This is a genomic window from Mycobacterium sp. 134 (genome assembly GCF_048282715.1).
In the GTDB taxonomy this organism is placed as follows: domain Bacteria; phylum Actinomycetota; class Actinomycetes; order Mycobacteriales; family Mycobacteriaceae; genus Mycobacterium; species Mycobacterium septicum.
The window spans coordinates 6126995-6142740 of record NZ_JBLVUN010000008.1; the positions used below are offsets into that span (position 1 = coordinate 6126995).

Here is a 15746-nt window from a genome sequence, read left to right on the forward strand (position 1 = left end):
GCAGTTGGCTAGCATCGGGAATTGTGGACCCGGACCCGGTCGAACCCCCGATCCCTGTTCCAGACGTCCCCGGCGGCGATGCCGGTGCGGGCGGCCTGCCCCGGCGTGCCGACCTGACCCTGCGGCAGCGCGCCATCGTCGACGCTTCCGCGATCGCCGACATTGCGTTGCGGACCGGGGTCGCCTCGATCGTGGCCACATCGATGGTGCCGACCACGCTGGTGTCGATGCTGCATCCGTCGGCGTCTCGGACCGAGCACGACCACATGCGGTTCTACGCCGAGCTGGCCACCGCTCAAGATCCCGCGGTGTCGTTCCCCGCGCCCACCCGGCCACCCCGGGTGTCCACCCGCCGGGCCAGTCCGGTCGCCGAGCTGATCGCGCACGGCCGGGTCGAGAACATCCGGTTCGACAGCAGCTTCACCGCGGTCAACCCCGCCATGCGCGACCTGTGCAGCGGGTTCACCCGCAACAACGTTGTGCGGGCCCAGCATTGGCGCCACAGTGACGGACCGCATCCCACGTTGTGCGTGATCCACGGGTTCATGGGGTCGCCGTATCTGGCGAACGGCCTGTTCCTGTCGTTGCCGTGGTTCTACCGCTCCGGGTACGACGTGCTGTTGTACACGCTGCCGTTTCACGGTCGCCGCGCCGAACGGTTCTCACCGTTCAGCGGTTACGGATACTTCTCCCACGGATTCGCCGGCTTCTCCGAGGCCATGGCCCAGGCTGTACACGACTTCCGTTCGGTGATCGATTATCTGGAGTCCACCGGTGTCGATCGGGTTGCCCTGACGGGAATCTCCCTGGGTGGCTTCACCTCGGCACTGCTGGCCTGCGTAGACGACCGGATTCAGGCCGTGGTCCCCAATGTCCCTGTGGTGACACCGGATCGCACGGTCGACGAGTGGTTCCCGGCCAACAAGCTGGTGGCCCTGCAAAGGCTCGTGGCCAGAACCGACCGCTCGCTGACGGAAGCGGCGGCACGGTACGCCTCGCCGCTGAACTACCGCCCGCTGGTGCCCAAGGAACGACGGCTGATCATCACCGGCCTCGGTGACCGGCTGGCCCCGCCGCAGCAGGCCGAAATGCTCTGGGAACACTGGGATCGCTGCGCGTTCCACTGGTTCCCCGGCAACCACCTACTGCATGTGAGCCAGCCGGACTACCTACGCCGGATGACCCGCTTCCTGCAGGACTTCATGTTCGTCTGACGCTTGCGGCAGCACCTGCGGCAGCGGGGCGGGAGTGCCTTCCAGACGGTCCGAAGACAACGGGTTCAGCGCTGCCAGCGCGGGGCGGTGCCGCCCGCCGGCCGGTTTCAGGCCGGCCAGCGGAGCCTTGCGTGACGGCCGGTCCCCGGTGCGGAACGCCGCTCCCACCGTCAACTGCGGCTGTGCCGGAGATCCGGTGAACTCCAGTGCGGTCCAGGTTTCCTGGGCCGGCACCGCGGCGATCTCGGCCAGCACGGTTTCCAGCTTGTCGCCGACGCTGACGCGGTACGCCGCGACGAATCCGGAGTCGTCCTTGACGCCGCGCCAGGTCTCCTTGCCCGGGTCGGGCAGCGGGGCATCCACCCCGTCGACGAGCGTGACCGTCCAGCCCTGCTCCCGCAGATGATCAGCGAGCCGACGCCCGACGATCTCGGTGGTGTCCCGCAACGGGATTCGCGACGACCGCGCGCGCAAGGCGTCGATGTTGTCGACGGCGGCAACGGTCAGGCTGATCCAGCTACGGCGCACACCATCGGCATCGCGGTGAGTCACCCGGACCTTGTCGCAGCAGATGCCATACCTGTCCAGGTAGCTGACCACGACCGGAAGCTGCGCCGGGTCGGCGGGATCGACGCGCAGCACGACGGTCTCGGCGTCCGGCTTCTCGGCCGGCCCGTTCTTGGCAAGATTGCGCCGCCACACCGCGATATGCCGGGCGATCCGAGTGGTCAGGAACAATCCGCCCCACCAGGCCAGCAACAGCACCACCGCGGCGACGGAGACGCCGAGCACCCACCGTTCGGTGTTGGTCTGCCACGGCCGGGCCAGAACCGCCGCGACGATGAACAGGGACGCCAACGCGAGTCGGGCGGTCATGAATGGTCCTTCCGTCTGTATGCGCTGAACGCGACGGCGATGGCCGCCAGCGCAAGTGCTCCGGTGCCGGCGAATGCGACGATCCGCCCGGTGTTGTCACGCGGGGCCGGTTCTGCCGGTGCGGCAATGGGTTTGCCTGCGGGCTCCGCCGGTCCGTCCAACGGCATGTCGGCGACGTCCCAGGTGAGCGCGGCCACCGGATCGACACCGCCCGCACCGATCACGTTCGACGGCGAACGGGCCGCGCCCTGCGCCGTCGTGGTCAGCCGGTGCACCACCTGACGCGCGTTCAGATCGGGAAACTTGCTGCGCACCAAGGCCGCGACGCCGGACACGTACGCCGTGGCGTAGCTGGTGCCGTTGAGCGGGACCAGCTTGTCCTGGTTGGTGGGCATGGCATTGGAGAGACCCCGCCCGGCGCGTTGCTCACCGACGAGATGTTCTCTCCCGGAGCGGCGATGCCGACCCACGGGCCGGCCATGGTGAACCCGGACGGTTGGCCGGTCGCGTTCAGCGACCCGACCGACAGCACGTAGGGCTGCCACCACGAGGGGATGGAAACCGACGAGACTCCACCCCAGTTGCGCGGGTCGTTCGGAGCGCCGGCAAGCGGGTTGGAGCCGCACGCCGATCCGGTGGAGACCCCGCCCTGGGTATTGCCCGCGGCCGCGACGATCACCGCATCCTTCTCGACCGCCGCGTAACGCAGCGCTGCACCGAGTTCGGTCTGGTCGATGTGCTTGTCGGCGGGCACGCACGTCACCACTGAGATGTTGATGACACGCGCACCCATGTCGGCCGCGCGCACCACGGCCCGGGCGAGGCTGGCCACGTCGGCCGCCGCGCGCGCCTCGACGGCGTCGGCGGCGGGGGTGCGCGGAGCGAACCGCGGCGAGTTCTGCCGAATCGAGATCAGCCGGGCTTCCGGCGCCACACCGGAGAAGCCGTCGGGTCCCGGCTGCCCGGCGATGAGACCTGCCACCGAGGTGCCATGGCCGTCACAGTCGCTCAGCCCGTCGGTGGATTCGATGAAGTCACCGCCGCCCTCGACATGGGGAAGCCGGGGTCCCGGCTGCACCCCGGTGTCGATGACTGCGACGGTCTGACCCTGTCCGCGGCTCTGCTTCCATGCACCAGACAGGTTGAGTGCCAACTGATTCGGGTTGACGGCCCCCGGATCGGTACCAGGCAGCACCTCGGTGGTGGCGCACGCTGACCGCTGCGTCATCGCCTCCACCGGGCCGGCACTGCCGGCCGGCGGGGCGACCTGCGGGTCGACCTCGGGCGGGCTGATCGCGCCCGCCGACGGGGAGCCGACCAACAGCACCAGACCGGCTGTGGCCAGGACACCCAGGCTCTTGTGGATCACAGATTCATCACCTGTCGAGAACGAGGCTGAACAGCCCGACGACGAAGGCCATCACCGGGATCAGCGAGGCGTCGAGACCGGTGGCCAGGAAGCCGACCAGGCGCCGCATCGGCAGCGAGTACGTGTCCGGGGACGCGGCCCGCGGATTCAGCGCGGCAACCACCCACACCACGACCAGGGCGGCCAGCACGGCCAGTGCCCACCACGCGGCCTGGTAGCGACCATCGATTGCGAAGGCCACCAACAAGGCAACGGTCACCAGGTAGGGATGGCCCAGCAGCCATGCCTTGCACGAGGCCGAGTCCCAGACGCGGGCCCGCAGTGCGGCACCGAGCGCAGCGGCCACCACGACATACCAGGCCCACGGCGACGCGGTCGGCGAACTGACCAGGGCCAGCGACCCGGCCACGCCGAGCAGCACGCCCGCGGCGATCACGCCGGTCTGATGCGACTGGCTCACCCGGACCCGGCGCGGCAGGTCGGCCAGCACCGAAAGCGGATGTGCCGACGGGGACGGATCGCCCGGCGCCGGGATGACCGGCAGCGGGAAGCGGGCCCACATCGCGGACAGCTGGGCAGCTTGAACGGTGACCACGAGGGCGATGAGGATCAGCGCGCACCCGATCACCGTCGAGTTGATCTCCCACAACGAGGCCGCACCCGCGACCAGCAACACGCCGACTCCGGCGACGGTGGTCGCGGTGAACACCGCGATGCCCCGGTCATCGGGCGAGCTGGCCATGCTGATCAGGGACCAAGCGGCCACTCCGGCCGCGGCCAGCAGAATTCCGGGTGCACCGAACTCTCCTGGCACACCGAGCCCGAACACCGCTGCGACAGGAACCAGCGCGGTGACAGCCAGGGCCGTGGCCAGGACCGGTGACCGGCCTCTGGTCGACAGTGCGGCCAGCACGGTGGCGATGGCGATGCCGCCGGCGACGAACAGTCCGAGCAGTTCACCGGTCACCACACGGTGGGCGACGGCCAGGCCGGTTCCCACCAGGACCAGCCCGATCAGGGCCAGTGATGCGTAGCGCGCGATGTTCGCGGCGCCCCACGGACGCTGGCGGGCAGCCGAGAAGATCACGGCGGCGTCGGCGATGTCCTCGACGATGCGCGGGGCAGCGGGCCCGGTGGGAACGGCTTGCAGCGCAAGCAGATCCCCGTCCACCACACCGACGGTGTCGAGGGTGGCATCCAGGCTGTACGGCGCTCCCCCGACCGGGGCCAGGCTGAGCCTGACCGGGTCCGGGGCGCTGGCGCCGTCGTCGCCCCCGGCGGGGAGCACGATGCGCTGGACCGCGGGCAGGATCTCGCGCAACGGCAGCTCGGACGGCAGGGCCATCTCGGTCAGCCGGCCGCCGTCGTCTCCGGCGGCCAGCACGGCCACCCGAACGATCGGCATCACAGTGTTGTCGGACATTCCTATGCTTTCTGGGTTCTTCTCATGGAGCGTGGATCTCGGTGGGGTACAACATCATTGGAGCCATTGGACAGATATTCGTTGTCGAAGTCGCGGATGAGCGGCTGGTCGGGGAACCAGGAACCGCTGGGCAGCGAGGCCGTCAGCCGTTCGATGGCCATCGCGATCGCTTCGGTAGTGCCCGCCGTGAAGGTCGAAATCCATTCCCCGTCAAAAGCTTTTGACGGGGAGACCAGAATCCGGCCCTCGGGGGTGTCGATGATGCTGACCCCCACTTGGGTGGTGACCCGGTGTCCGTCGCGGTGTTCCCCGGCGACGATCTCGACGTAGGTACGCCGTCCGTCGAACACCGATTCCACGATCGGCCGCGCCGAGGCCGGGACACCGAGGAATCCCAGCACTTCGATCAGTGGCGAGCCGTTGCGGATCTGCTCGTCGGCGCGGGCACCTGCCGCGGCCGGGAGCGCGAACTCCTCGAACCGCGCCGGTCTGCGTTGCGACAGACCGGCGGTGAGCACCGGGACCAGGGCGTGGGGGTGATGGATGTCCATCTCGGTGAAGGTCACCAGTTGCGCGTTGCGCAACACCACGACAGTCCGGCCGGACGGACCACCCGACCGCGCAACGATCCCGCGCAGCAGATCCCCCGGGCCGGAGACAAACCGCAGGTCAAGCCATTGGGTCGCCCGGCAAGCCAGCCGAACCCATTGCGCCACCTGCGGATTGACCCCACCACTGGAGTCGAGCACACCCATCCTGGTCAGCTCAGCGGTCTGCTCGGCGGCAAAGCCGAACCGCTGCGCCGGTTCGCTGTAGGGCGGCGTGATGGCCAGCACCCACGGGTAGGCTCCGGCGCCGAGTACCTCGGCGAGGTACCAGGCCTGATCGGTGGTGAGCTCGACCGCGTTGGCTCCAGTGCTCAACGCGGAGCCGCCGACACTAGCCCCACTTGGCCCCTTCGGCGGCGTCACGCGCGCTCATCGACATGGTGTTCATCTCGTGGGTGGATGCCATCGCACGGTAGGCCCGGGTGAGCTCTTCCATTGCCTGGTTCCACTGTGCCTGCCAGGCCTGGTAGGTCATACCTGTGTCACCCTGCCAAGCGCTGCTCAGGGCGGCCTGCTCGGCGGCGATGTCGGCGCCCACGGCGTGCAGAGCAGCCGAGTAGGTGTTCATCTCCCCGGCGTGAGCCAGCATGGCCGGGTAGTTGTACATGATCTGAGACATGAAAACTCCTGTATCCCTGTGGATCTAGCTCGGTCAGATGGAGGTGTAGGTGCTGGCCGCAGCCGCATCCTGGGCAACGTAGGTACCCGCGGCGTCACCGAGATTGAGCTGCGCGTAGTCGAGCAAGGCGTTGACCTTGGCCGAAACCTCGACGAACCGGGCGTGGGCGGCCTGGAATGCGGCAGAGGCCTCACCCATGTGGAAGGCCTGCGACGACATGGCGGCCTGCTCGGCCTGCGCGATGGTGCTGCGCATCAGGGCGGCCTTGGCACTGAACGCTGCCTCGGAGGCGATCAGCTGGGGGATGTGAGCGTCCAACATGCTCATGGATATTCCTTTCGGATCGTTGGTGGTGGGTAGTGCATCCAGAAATGCAGTACGGGTCTGGTCAGCTGCGCGAACCCCCTTCCGGATCACCTGGGGCCTCGTTGGGGTCCCAGGAACCGGGCAGCATCGGCGAAACGGGGCTCTCGTCGAACCTCTCGCCCGACAAGGTGGTCAAGCCGGCCGCGGCCGCATCGGATCTCGTTTCGGTACCGGTGAATCCCATCGTCCCTGAACCACTTTCAGATGCACGCGCTCGCTGCTGCGGCTGGGGCGCGGGATCCGGATCCGGCTCTTCGTAGTCCATGTAGGCATCCGCGTAGGCGTGGTCCTCCAGCGCCGCACCCCGCTTGCGCCGACGCTTCCGCCGGGCTGCCAGCGACGCCGCCACACCCGAGGCTGCCGCGGGAATTCCGGCAGCCGGTGCCGAGGCACTGGACTTACCGCCCACCGTGGGGCTGAAGCCCTCGTCGGGGTCGTTGCCCATCACCGCATACGGCGCGAACGCCGCGGCGGGGACCGGCGCCGGGGCCGGGGCTGCACCGGCACCGGCAGCGGGTGCGCCCGCGGGAGCGGCCGGTGCACCGGCGCCGACGCCTGCCGGGCCCAGGCCCGCCATCGGCAACCCCTGATCGGCCCGCGCCGGAGCCACCGGAGTCTCGGCGTCGGCGGGAGCATCTGCCGGCGGAGCGTCGGTGGGCAGCATGTCGAGGAATCCCAGGAAGGCAAGGCCGATCCCGAGCAGCGGAATCAGGAACGGCGACAGAGCAACGCCGATCCAGGTGCCCCAACCTACCGGCTGGAAGATCGCCTGATAAAGGACGCCCGCCAGGAATGGGCCCCACGTCGTCAAGAAGCCTGACGGGTTCGTGAGCAGCGACGTGAGCATCTCTTGAATCGTGCCCAGGGGATCGTTCAGGAACCGAAGCAGATCCTTGCCGCCGATCATCGAGTCATTCCCGAGATAATCGATCAGCCATTGCGGCAGGTTCGGGTACTCGCTGTCTGCCGTCGCGTCGGCATTGGTCAACGCTGAACCGGAATCCGTTGCGGTGGCCTGCGCCATCATCTGCTGCGCATTGGCCGAGGCGGTACCTGCCTCCCCCACTCCCGGCTTGAGCAGCATCGGCGACGGGGTGCTGGCCGGGGCCGCCATGACCGCGGCTCCCGAGACGGCCTGGTAGGTGGCCATGGTGGTGGCCGCCTGGATCCACATCCGTACGTAGTCGGCTTCGTTGACCGCGATCGGAATCATGTTGATACCGAAGAAGTTCGTGGCGATCAGGACGCCGTGCACGACGTGGTTCAGCGCGAGCTCGGGCAGGGTCGGCATGGTGGCCACCGCCGTGGTGTAGGCCGCGGCCGCCGTCTCGTGTTGCACGGCCACCGCCGCGCTGTTCGCACTCTGCTGCGCCAGCCACGTCAGGTAGGGCCCGTGGGCGGCGACATACTGTTCCGAACTCGGGCCCTCCCACGACCCGGCTTGCACGCCACCCAGCACACTGGTGAGTTCTGCTGCTGCCGAGGCGTACTCGGTGCTCAGCGACTGCCAGGCCCCCGCTGCGGCCAGCAACGACCCGGCGCCCGGGCCGCTGGAGAGCAGCGTCGAGTGCGCCTCGGGTGGTAGGGCCATCCAGATGGGGGCGGTCATGTCAGATGCCGCGCGCGGTCATGTAGGACGCGGCAGCCATTGCGTCACCGGTGACGTAGCTGGCACCGGACTCCGCGACGCCGGCACCCGAGCGGCCGAGCTCCTCGACGCCCTGGGCGGCCAGCGTCGAATGCTGGGCGCCGTGTGCGCTGAACCCGGTCGCGGTCTGCAACGACACCGCATCCGCGGCAGGCGGGATCACCGCCGAGACCAGGGGTGCGGCCGCGGCATGCGCGGCGGCCAGGCGCGCGGTGAGCGCCTCCACTGCCGCACTCGCGGCGGTCAATCCTTCCGGAACTACCCGCAATGTCATCAGAATTCCTTTCTCCCGTTGTTCACGGACAGCGCCGTGTCATCGATGAGTGGGTTGACGAGCTGGACGAACTCGGGCGCGTCGCCGTCGCCGAGCAACATGCCGCGTCCCGCGGGGAACCGGGCGAACCGGTGCCCGCGGAGCTTGCCGCTGTCGGCGGGATTGCCGGACAGCATCAACGTGGTCGCCTGCAGATCATTGAGGCGACGCAGCAGCGGCGCCGTCATCACGGCGTGCGCCGATCCGGTGGCCCGGGCCGTCACGATGACGCGCAGACCCAGATCGGAAGCCTCGGCCAGCAGACCCACGATGTTGGTCCACGGGCGCTGCCCCGCGAACGGCCCGCTGACGGCGGGTCCGTCGGGGATCTGGTCCACGTCGTCGATGATCAGGTAGTGGATGTGGCCGTCCGGGCTCGTCCGCTGACGCCAGGCGCTGAGCTCCTGCGGGCTCAAACCGGCCGGCGGACGGCGCTTCTCGATGAGGGCCGACAGACCCAGCATCGCCGGCAGCACGCGGTCGATGTTGGCGGTGTACTCGTTGTCGGGGAACAACGGCTCCTCCACCAGATGCAGCCGCCGGTCGATCACCGTGAAGGCCACCTCGTCCGGCCGCGAGTTCTCGCGGATGGTCCGGATGATGTGACGCAGCAGCGTGGTCTTGCCCGACCTGGTATCGCCGAACACCGCCAGCAGCGGGTTGTCCTTGAAGTCGACCACGACCGGGGCCAGGTCCTCTTCACGCTGCCCGATGACCACCTGCTCGGGCGCCGGGTACAGCGGCGCCAGCGCGGCCGGAGCCAGCGCGGTGGGCAGCAGACGCACCGGCGGTGCGCTCTGTCCCGGGTAGCGGGCGTTGATGACGGCGATGTCGCTCAACTGCGGCTCGGCGAACAGGAAGTGCTCGGCGGCCATCGTCAGGCCGCGACCCGGCTGATCGGCAGGCACCGATTCGGCGGGACGGCGCAGCGCACCCACCACACGCACGATGCTGTCGTGGCTGTCGTGCAGCTTGAGCTCCAGGCGCAGGCCCAGGCCGTCACGCATCGCCAGCGGCACATCCAGCCAGTTCGGCGTGGTGATCACGACGTGGATGCCGTAGGCCAGCCCGGTGTTGGCCAGCTCGGTCACCCTGGCCAGCAACGGATTACGGGTGTTGAACGTGTCGGTGTTGTCCCGGCTGAACGCGTACAGGTTGTCGACGATCAGGAAGACCTCACCGTAACCGTCGGCATAACTGCCCACCCGGCTCACCGCGCCCTGCCGCTGGCGGGCCCGCAGCAACTGCTCGAGCTCACCGAAGGTACGGCGGATGCGCTCGGGCTCCAGCGGGGTGGCCACACTGCCGACGTGGGCCAGATCCGCCAGGCCGGCGAGCTGGCCGCCGCCGTAGTCCAGGCAGTAGAAGCTCACCTCGCTCGGCGAATGCAGCGCCGCGGCCGACAAGACGAACGTCTGCAGCGCGGTCGACTTGCCCGATCGCGGGCCACCGTGGATCAGCACGTTGGCAGCCGACGAGTTCGCGTCGAACACCAAGGCGTCCCGGCGCATCTCGAACGGCTTGTCGATTTCGCCCAGCGGCCAACGCAACTGACCGGGCTCCACCTCGGTGCGGGCCAGCACATCGTCCAGCGCGATCGAATCGTCCAGCGGCGGCAGCCACAGCTTGGGCGCGTGCGGGCCGTAGGTGGCCAGCTGGTCGCCGATGGTGGCGATCAGCTTGCGCGGTGGCAGGACGTCGATCTCTGGTTCGTTCGTGACGATCACGGTATCGGGCTCGGGCTCCACGCGCGAGGCGGTGAACAGTTGCGGCTGCGGCAGAGCCCGCACCACGATCGACTTCTCGGCGCGCGGCGGATCGTAGATGCCGTCGACATAGGTGCTGCGGAACTTGATCGGCACTGCACCCGGGGCGGGCACCAGGAAGCCCTCGCCCTTGTGCTCGCGACCCGATTCGATGTGATAGGCGTCCTCGACCCCGATGATCTGACGGGAGATGCTGGGGCTGGCCACCTTCAGACCGATCCGGTACGACGTGTTCTTGTCGATGTCCTTGATCCGGCCCACGTCCAGGGTCTGCGACGCGAACAGGATGTGAATCCGGAACGAGCGCCCCTTGCGCGCAACGTAATCGAACAGCTCCGCGTACTCGGGATGCTCGGCGAGCATCAGGGTGAACTCGTCGGCGACCACGAACAGGGTCGGCATCGGGGGCAGGTCATGCCCGGCCGCGATGGCTGCCTCGTACTCGGTGACCGAGTTGAAGGCGCTGCCCTGGACCCGCCGGCCGGCCTCCTTGAGCAGTTGCTCACGGCGGGAGACCTCACCACGCAGGGTGTCGGCGAACCGATCGGCCAGCGACCGCTTCTCGGCCATGTTCGAGATGACCGCGACGACCTGTGGGAAGTTGCGGAAGATGTCGGCACCGGCCTCGCCCTTGAAGTCGGCGTAGATCACGATGAGCCGGTCCGCGGAGTGGGTGCTCAACAGCGACAACAGGATCGACATCAGGGTCTGCGACTTGCCGGAGCCGGTCATACCGATCATCAGGCCGTGCGGGCCCATGCCGCCCTCTGCCTCGTCCTTGAGGTCGAAGTACAGCGGCTCGCCGGTAGCGGTGACACCGATCGGCACCCGCAGTTCGTCGTCGCGGTTGCGCGGAGCCCACAGGCTGGCGACATCCAGTGCCGAGGCATCCGGGATGTCGAGCAATGTGGTGAAGGTGGCGCCGCCGGTGGCGGTCGACCGCACGTAGCCGGGGTTGGAGTCCCAACGCGACAACCGGCGCGCGATGTGGGCGGCCGCGGCGGCCGACATCGCGTCGGCCTTGTCGACGTAGGGCTGCCATCCGCTGCTCTGCCACCGCTCGATCCGGCCCTCGGTGACCCGCAGGATGGGCCGCTCGGGATCGGGGTACTGCTCGCGGTTGGGCAGCTTGTCGCTGCGGTGGATCACCGTCACCCCGGTCAGACCGGGCTTGCGGGCGATGTCGTCGGGGTCGGCTTCGGGATCGTCGAGCACGACCAGCATGTGCTTCAGCGCCTGGTCCGCCTCGGCGGGGAATGCGGGCCGGCCGGCCAGGGTCGAATCGAGCTGTCCGCGCAGCTCGCTGACACCGGTGGTCAGGTACCGCGCCGGGCCGACGCCGTCGGCCTGCGACGGAATATCAACGTGCGGCAGCCATTTCAGCCATGACCAGTCGTCGGCATCGACATCGGGAGAGGACAGCGCCACCCCGAGCATGGTCGGGTCGTGCCAGGTGACGGCCTGGGCGATCCAGGCCCGCAGCGCGTCGCGGACTTCCTCGGCCTCACCGATCACGGTGATCCGGGCGAGCTTGGTGACGTCGATGCCGGTGGGGGCGTCCCGCACGGTGCGCTGGACGTCGAGCAGACCGCGGAGGGTGCTGTGCGACACCGGTTCCAGGTCGATCTCGTCGGCGGTGTCCTTCACCTTCAGTGCCGCATCCAACGGCACATCGTGCAGCCCGGCACGCAGCACCAGGAAGTCACGGTCGCGCGGATCGCGCTCCCACTGGCGCCGGGTGCCCGGAATGACGGCCAGCGCCTCGGGCTCCGGGTGGGACCACTCCAGCGCCGCACGCTGTTCGGCGGCATGGGCACGGACGTTGTCCCGGACCACCGACAGGTAGCGCAGGTAGTCGGCGCGCTCGGCGTCGACCTCTTCGGTGCGCATCTTGTTGCCGCCGCGGTAGAGCGCGGTGGCGGCCAGGAGCAACACGAACGGGAAGAACAGCATGGTCGGCGAGATCATCCGCATACCGGTCGCGAACAGCGCCACGATCATGCCGACGATCAAGATGACGATCAGGTAAGGCAGCACCCGACGCAGCAGCGACGGCGGGACGATCCGCTCCAACTGGGGCGGCGGCTCGATCGTGATCGTTCCCTTGCGGGTGGTCGGCGGGGTGAGCCGACGCTGGTGCTCGAAGATCAGCCTGCTCATCGGGTGGCCTCCAGGCGCGCAGAATCAGCATTGGACGACAGCGCATCGTGTGCGATGAGGGCGTCGCCGCGGGACAGGGTCGGACCGGCAGCGAACTGCGTCAGGATCGACCACGGAATGGGCAGGGCAGGCGAGTTGAGTCCAAGCGCCGCAACAACTTTGTCGTCACCGGCGGTTTCGATGCCGTAACGGACTCCGGTGTCGCTCACCCAGAACAGCGAGCCTGCGGTCGGCGAGCCCGGCTCGGCCCCGACGGTCTGCACGAAGTAGCCGCTACCCGGGGCCAGCGCGACCCGGTTGGCGGCACCGTTGCTGCCCGCTCCGACCAGGTCGACGGTGCGCAGCCCGTCCGGCACCGGCAGCGCCGCACCCGAGAGAACCGACAGCTTGCTCTCGGTCGCACCGGTCGGCTTGATCCACTGGGCGCACGTCACCGGGGCGGTCGACGGTGAGACCAGTTCCACCGGCGCTGCCGGGAAAGCTGCGGTGTCGATGGCCCCGGAGACAGGCATCCGCGACACCTCGTCGGGCCCGATCCGCGGCGCCTGGTCCAGGCCGTACGAGTTGGTGTTGCGCAGGATCGACGCCAGCACCGGCGAGACCGGCTGCAGACCGTCGGACAGCACCGCGTAGTAGCGGGCGGTGTTGTCGGCGTCATAGGCCGCCACCACACCACCGACGGGCACGGGTGTCGACAACGCGTAATTCGTCGGTGCGCCGGCGTCGGCGACGGGCGGAGCCGTCAATGCCGGAGCCTCGGGGATGGCGTTGAACAGGCCGGCGGCGATGGGCCGCGGCGTGGGGATCTGTCCGCCGAGACCGAGGGCATCGGTGACAGCACGGTTGGCCAGGTCGATCGGGCTGCGCTTGCCGTCCCACAGCAACCAGTCGCCCGGGGTCGGGCCTTCGCTGTTGTGCACCAGCACGGCCTGGTCGGAAGTCAGCGCCAAGGCGCGTTCACCGCCCGATCCGAGGGTGCCGGCGATGACCGTCACCCCGGCGTTGGCGCCGGAGACCGCATCGCACACAGTCCAATCCGCGTCGGTGCTGGTGGTCTGCACCATCCGCTCGGGTGCACCGGGGATGCCGAGCAGGTTCCCGCGCGGGAACTTGTCGATCTCGCTGGTCTTGACCGTGGTCGGGTTGTCCGCCTTCCCTGCGATCAACCGCGCGGAGGTCAGGTTGAGCACAGGATGGAGCTGCTCACCGACCCGCACGTACAGGGCCGCCGTCGACCGGTCGGCGAGGACCGCGTCGTTGCCCGCCGAGCCGCCCGGCCGGAACAGTGAGAACAGGAAACAACCGACCAGACCCGTGACGAGGATCAGGGCACCGGTCAACACCGCGCGGCTCTGCGTGCGCAGCGGGTCGACCAACATGCGGGTGTCGTGCAGCGCCACGCCGGAAGCGATGCGGCGCATGACGAATCGCCAGCCCGTCACCTGGTTCTTGGTGACAAAGCCACGCCGGTACTGCACACCGTCGGGATTCTCGTTGTTCGGGGTGCGGGACGAGAACGACCGCCGGTCCTCGGCAGGCCCGGGCGCGGTCATTCGGGCACCGTCAGGCCCAGGCCACGCAGCAGCGGGGCAGCCGAACTGGTCACGTCACCGGCGGTGATCGTCATCATCTCCTCGTCGGTGAAGTCATCGTGGTCGGAATGATCAAGGCGGTACTCACGCTCCTCCTCGGAGCGCTCGACCAGGTTGCGGACGAAGCGGCCGTTACCGGCGATGTCGAGGCTGCGCCGCGGCACACCGTTGGCGTCCGGCATGGTGGCTTCGGCCAGGTAACCGAAGAGCCTCTCCATGTCGTCGTGGGCGGCCTTCTCGAACGTGCTGTCGCGCTTCTCGGCCATCCGCTCGGCGATCTCGACGAGTTCGGACGAGGAGTACGACGGGAAGTCGATGCTGCGCGTGAAGCGCGAGCGCAGACCTTCGTTGGTGTCGAGGAACATGTCGAGGTCCTTGCGGTACCCCGCGACGATCACGACGAGCCGGTCGCGGTCGTTCTCCATGCGGGCCAGCAGCGTGTCGATGGCGACCAGACCGAAGTCGTTCTTGGCGCCGGTGGACACCAGCGCGTAGGCCTCGTCGAGGAACAGCACGCCGTCCAGCGCGCTGTCGATGATGGCGTTGGTCTTGGCCTCGGTCTCACCGATGTGCTGGCCGATCAGGTCGGCGCGGTGCACCTCGCGGACCGTCTCCTTCTTGAGAAGTCCCAGGCCGCAATAGATCTTCGCGACGACGCGGGCGATCGTGGTCTTACCCGTACCGGGAGGACCCGCGAACACCAGGTGGTTGGTGCGCTGGGCCACGGCCAGTCCGCGTTCCTGGCGGCGGATCGACATGGCGACCGAGCTCTTGAGCCGAGCCACCTGGAACTTCACTTCTTCCAGGCCGATGAACTCGGCGAGCTCGGCTTCGGCCTCGACGAGCAGGTGGGCCTTGCGCTCCTTGGCGCCCGGGTCGACGAAGTCCGACTCCGTCGGTTCGGTATCCGGATCCCACGGATCGGATCGGGCGTCGATGCGTGCGGCGGTCGTGATGAGCAGCCCGAAGGTCGGATCCAACAGGGCCTCTTCGACCTGCTTGTTCTCCGGGTGGGCCGCGAACAGGTCCTGCAGGACTTCGTTGGCGTCCTCGTCCTCGCCCTGCGCACGCAAGGTCAGCGCCTTGGCCAGGGCACCGTCGAGCGCGGCCACCGCGATCGGGCCGGACGGGTCCTCCAGGTAGGACAGCGCGGGTGCCAGCATGCCGAGGCGCGCCAGCGCGATGCCAAGGGTGATCCGCGCGGCGTGCGCGGCGACCTCGTCCAGCGACGGGTTGGTGACCACCGGGGTGAGCAGACGCACCACGTCGGACCAGCGCTCGGCGTGGTGGTTGAACACGACCCGGAGCCAGGTGGCGTTCAGCCACCCGGGGCGACGTTCCAGCAGTTCGGCCACCAGCGCGTCGGCCTCGGCACGTGCGCCCGAGGCATAGCGCCCTGCGGCGTAGGCGAGCTGGAAGTCGTCGACGTCAACGGCCCGGAACTGCAGGTACAGCCCGCTGTCGTAGGTGAACCCGAGGTCGCCGGCAGCCAGGTCGATCTGCCGCTGCAGCAGGCCGGCACTGCCCCGGGTGCGCCACACCGCGTCGATGACCGGTCCGGACACATCGCCCGCGGCGGCCAGGCCGGTCCAGGCGTCACAGTGGTCATGCGCGATGCGCGTCAGACCAGCAAAGCCGGTCCGGGCTGCGTCGAGATCGGCCGGGCGTTGCCGGTCGTTCACCGTCAAGCCCAGCGCACGACAACATGTGGCGAAGCGGCTGATCACATCGCGATCGAGCCGGGGCGCTCCCTGTGTTGGAGCCGCAAGCGTGTCACTACCCATATGCGTGC

11 protein-coding genes and 1 pseudogene are annotated in these 15746 nt (G+C 68.7%); 1 reads left to right on the plus strand and 11 read right to left on the minus strand.

Annotation, left to right across the window (positions count from 1 at the left end):
- Positions 1-23 precede the first annotated feature (23 nt).
- Complete coding sequence (locus tag ACNQVK_RS34185) at positions 24-1214, plus strand: alpha/beta hydrolase family protein (RefSeq protein ID WP_418033225.1); 1191 nt, start codon at positions 24-26, stop codon at positions 1212-1214.
- Here the strand turns inward: ACNQVK_RS34185 and eccE are convergent.
- From eccE to eccA, 11 genes and pseudogenes are all read right to left on the minus strand, one after another.
- Positions 1170-2090, minus strand: a complete 921-nt coding sequence (gene eccE, locus ACNQVK_RS34190; RefSeq protein ID WP_418033227.1) for a type VII secretion protein EccE — start codon at positions 2088-2090, stop codon at positions 1170-1172. The two genes, ACNQVK_RS34185 and eccE, sit on opposite strands and share 45 nt — an antisense overlap.
- Positions 2087-3459 (minus strand): annotated as a pseudogene (mycP, locus tag ACNQVK_RS34195) (type VII secretion-associated serine protease mycosin). Before mycP ends, eccE begins: the two are co-directional and overlap by 4 nt.
- Positions 3460-3466: 7 nt before the next feature.
- Positions 3467-4882 (minus strand): type VII secretion integral membrane protein EccD, encoded by a 1416-nt coding sequence (gene eccD / locus ACNQVK_RS34200; RefSeq protein WP_418033228.1) that lies wholly within the window; start codon positions 4880-4882, stop codon positions 3467-3469.
- A gap of 2 nt (positions 4883-4884) precedes the next feature.
- Positions 4885-5805, minus strand: coding sequence for an ESX secretion-associated protein EspG (locus tag ACNQVK_RS34205; protein ID WP_418033229.1), 921 nt, complete (start codon positions 5803-5805; stop codon positions 4885-4887).
- Between the two features lie 16 nt (positions 5806-5821).
- Positions 5822-6109 carry a WXG100 family type VII secretion target gene (locus ACNQVK_RS34210; protein ID WP_044515203.1) on the minus strand — a complete coding sequence of 96 codons (288 nt, stop codon included), beginning with the start codon at positions 6107-6109 and terminating at the stop codon, positions 5822-5824.
- A gap of 33 nt (positions 6110-6142) precedes the next feature.
- The gene (gene esxG, locus ACNQVK_RS34215) at positions 6143-6436 is read right to left on the minus strand and encodes a type VII secretion system protein EsxG (RefSeq protein WP_064886591.1); all 294 of its coding nucleotides are present in this window, start codon (positions 6434-6436) and stop codon (positions 6143-6145) included.
- A gap of 61 nt (positions 6437-6497) precedes the next feature.
- Positions 6498-8084 carry a PPE family protein gene (locus tag ACNQVK_RS34220; RefSeq protein WP_418033231.1) on the minus strand — a complete coding sequence of 529 codons (1587 nt, stop codon included), beginning with the start codon at positions 8082-8084 and terminating at the stop codon, positions 6498-6500.
- A gap of 1 nt (position 8085) precedes the next feature.
- Positions 8086-8397 (minus strand): PE family protein, encoded by a 312-nt coding sequence (locus tag ACNQVK_RS34225; protein WP_039377120.1) that lies wholly within the window; start codon positions 8395-8397, stop codon positions 8086-8088.
- Positions 8397-12362 carry a type VII secretion protein EccCa gene (gene eccCa, locus ACNQVK_RS34230; protein WP_418033233.1) on the minus strand — a complete coding sequence of 1322 codons (3966 nt, stop codon included), beginning with the start codon at positions 12360-12362 and terminating at the stop codon, positions 8397-8399. Before eccCa ends, ACNQVK_RS34225 begins: the two co-directional genes overlap by 1 nt.
- Positions 12359-13915, minus strand: a complete 1557-nt coding sequence (gene eccB, locus ACNQVK_RS34235) for a type VII secretion protein EccB (protein WP_418033235.1) — start codon at positions 13913-13915, stop codon at positions 12359-12361. Before eccB ends, eccCa begins: the two co-directional genes overlap by 4 nt.
- Positions 13912-15738, minus strand: coding sequence for a type VII secretion AAA-ATPase EccA (gene eccA / locus ACNQVK_RS34240; protein ID WP_418033236.1), 1827 nt, complete (start codon positions 15736-15738; stop codon positions 13912-13914). The genes eccB and eccA overlap by 4 nt, the downstream gene beginning before the upstream one ends.
- Between the last annotated feature and the right edge of the window lie 8 nt (positions 15739-15746).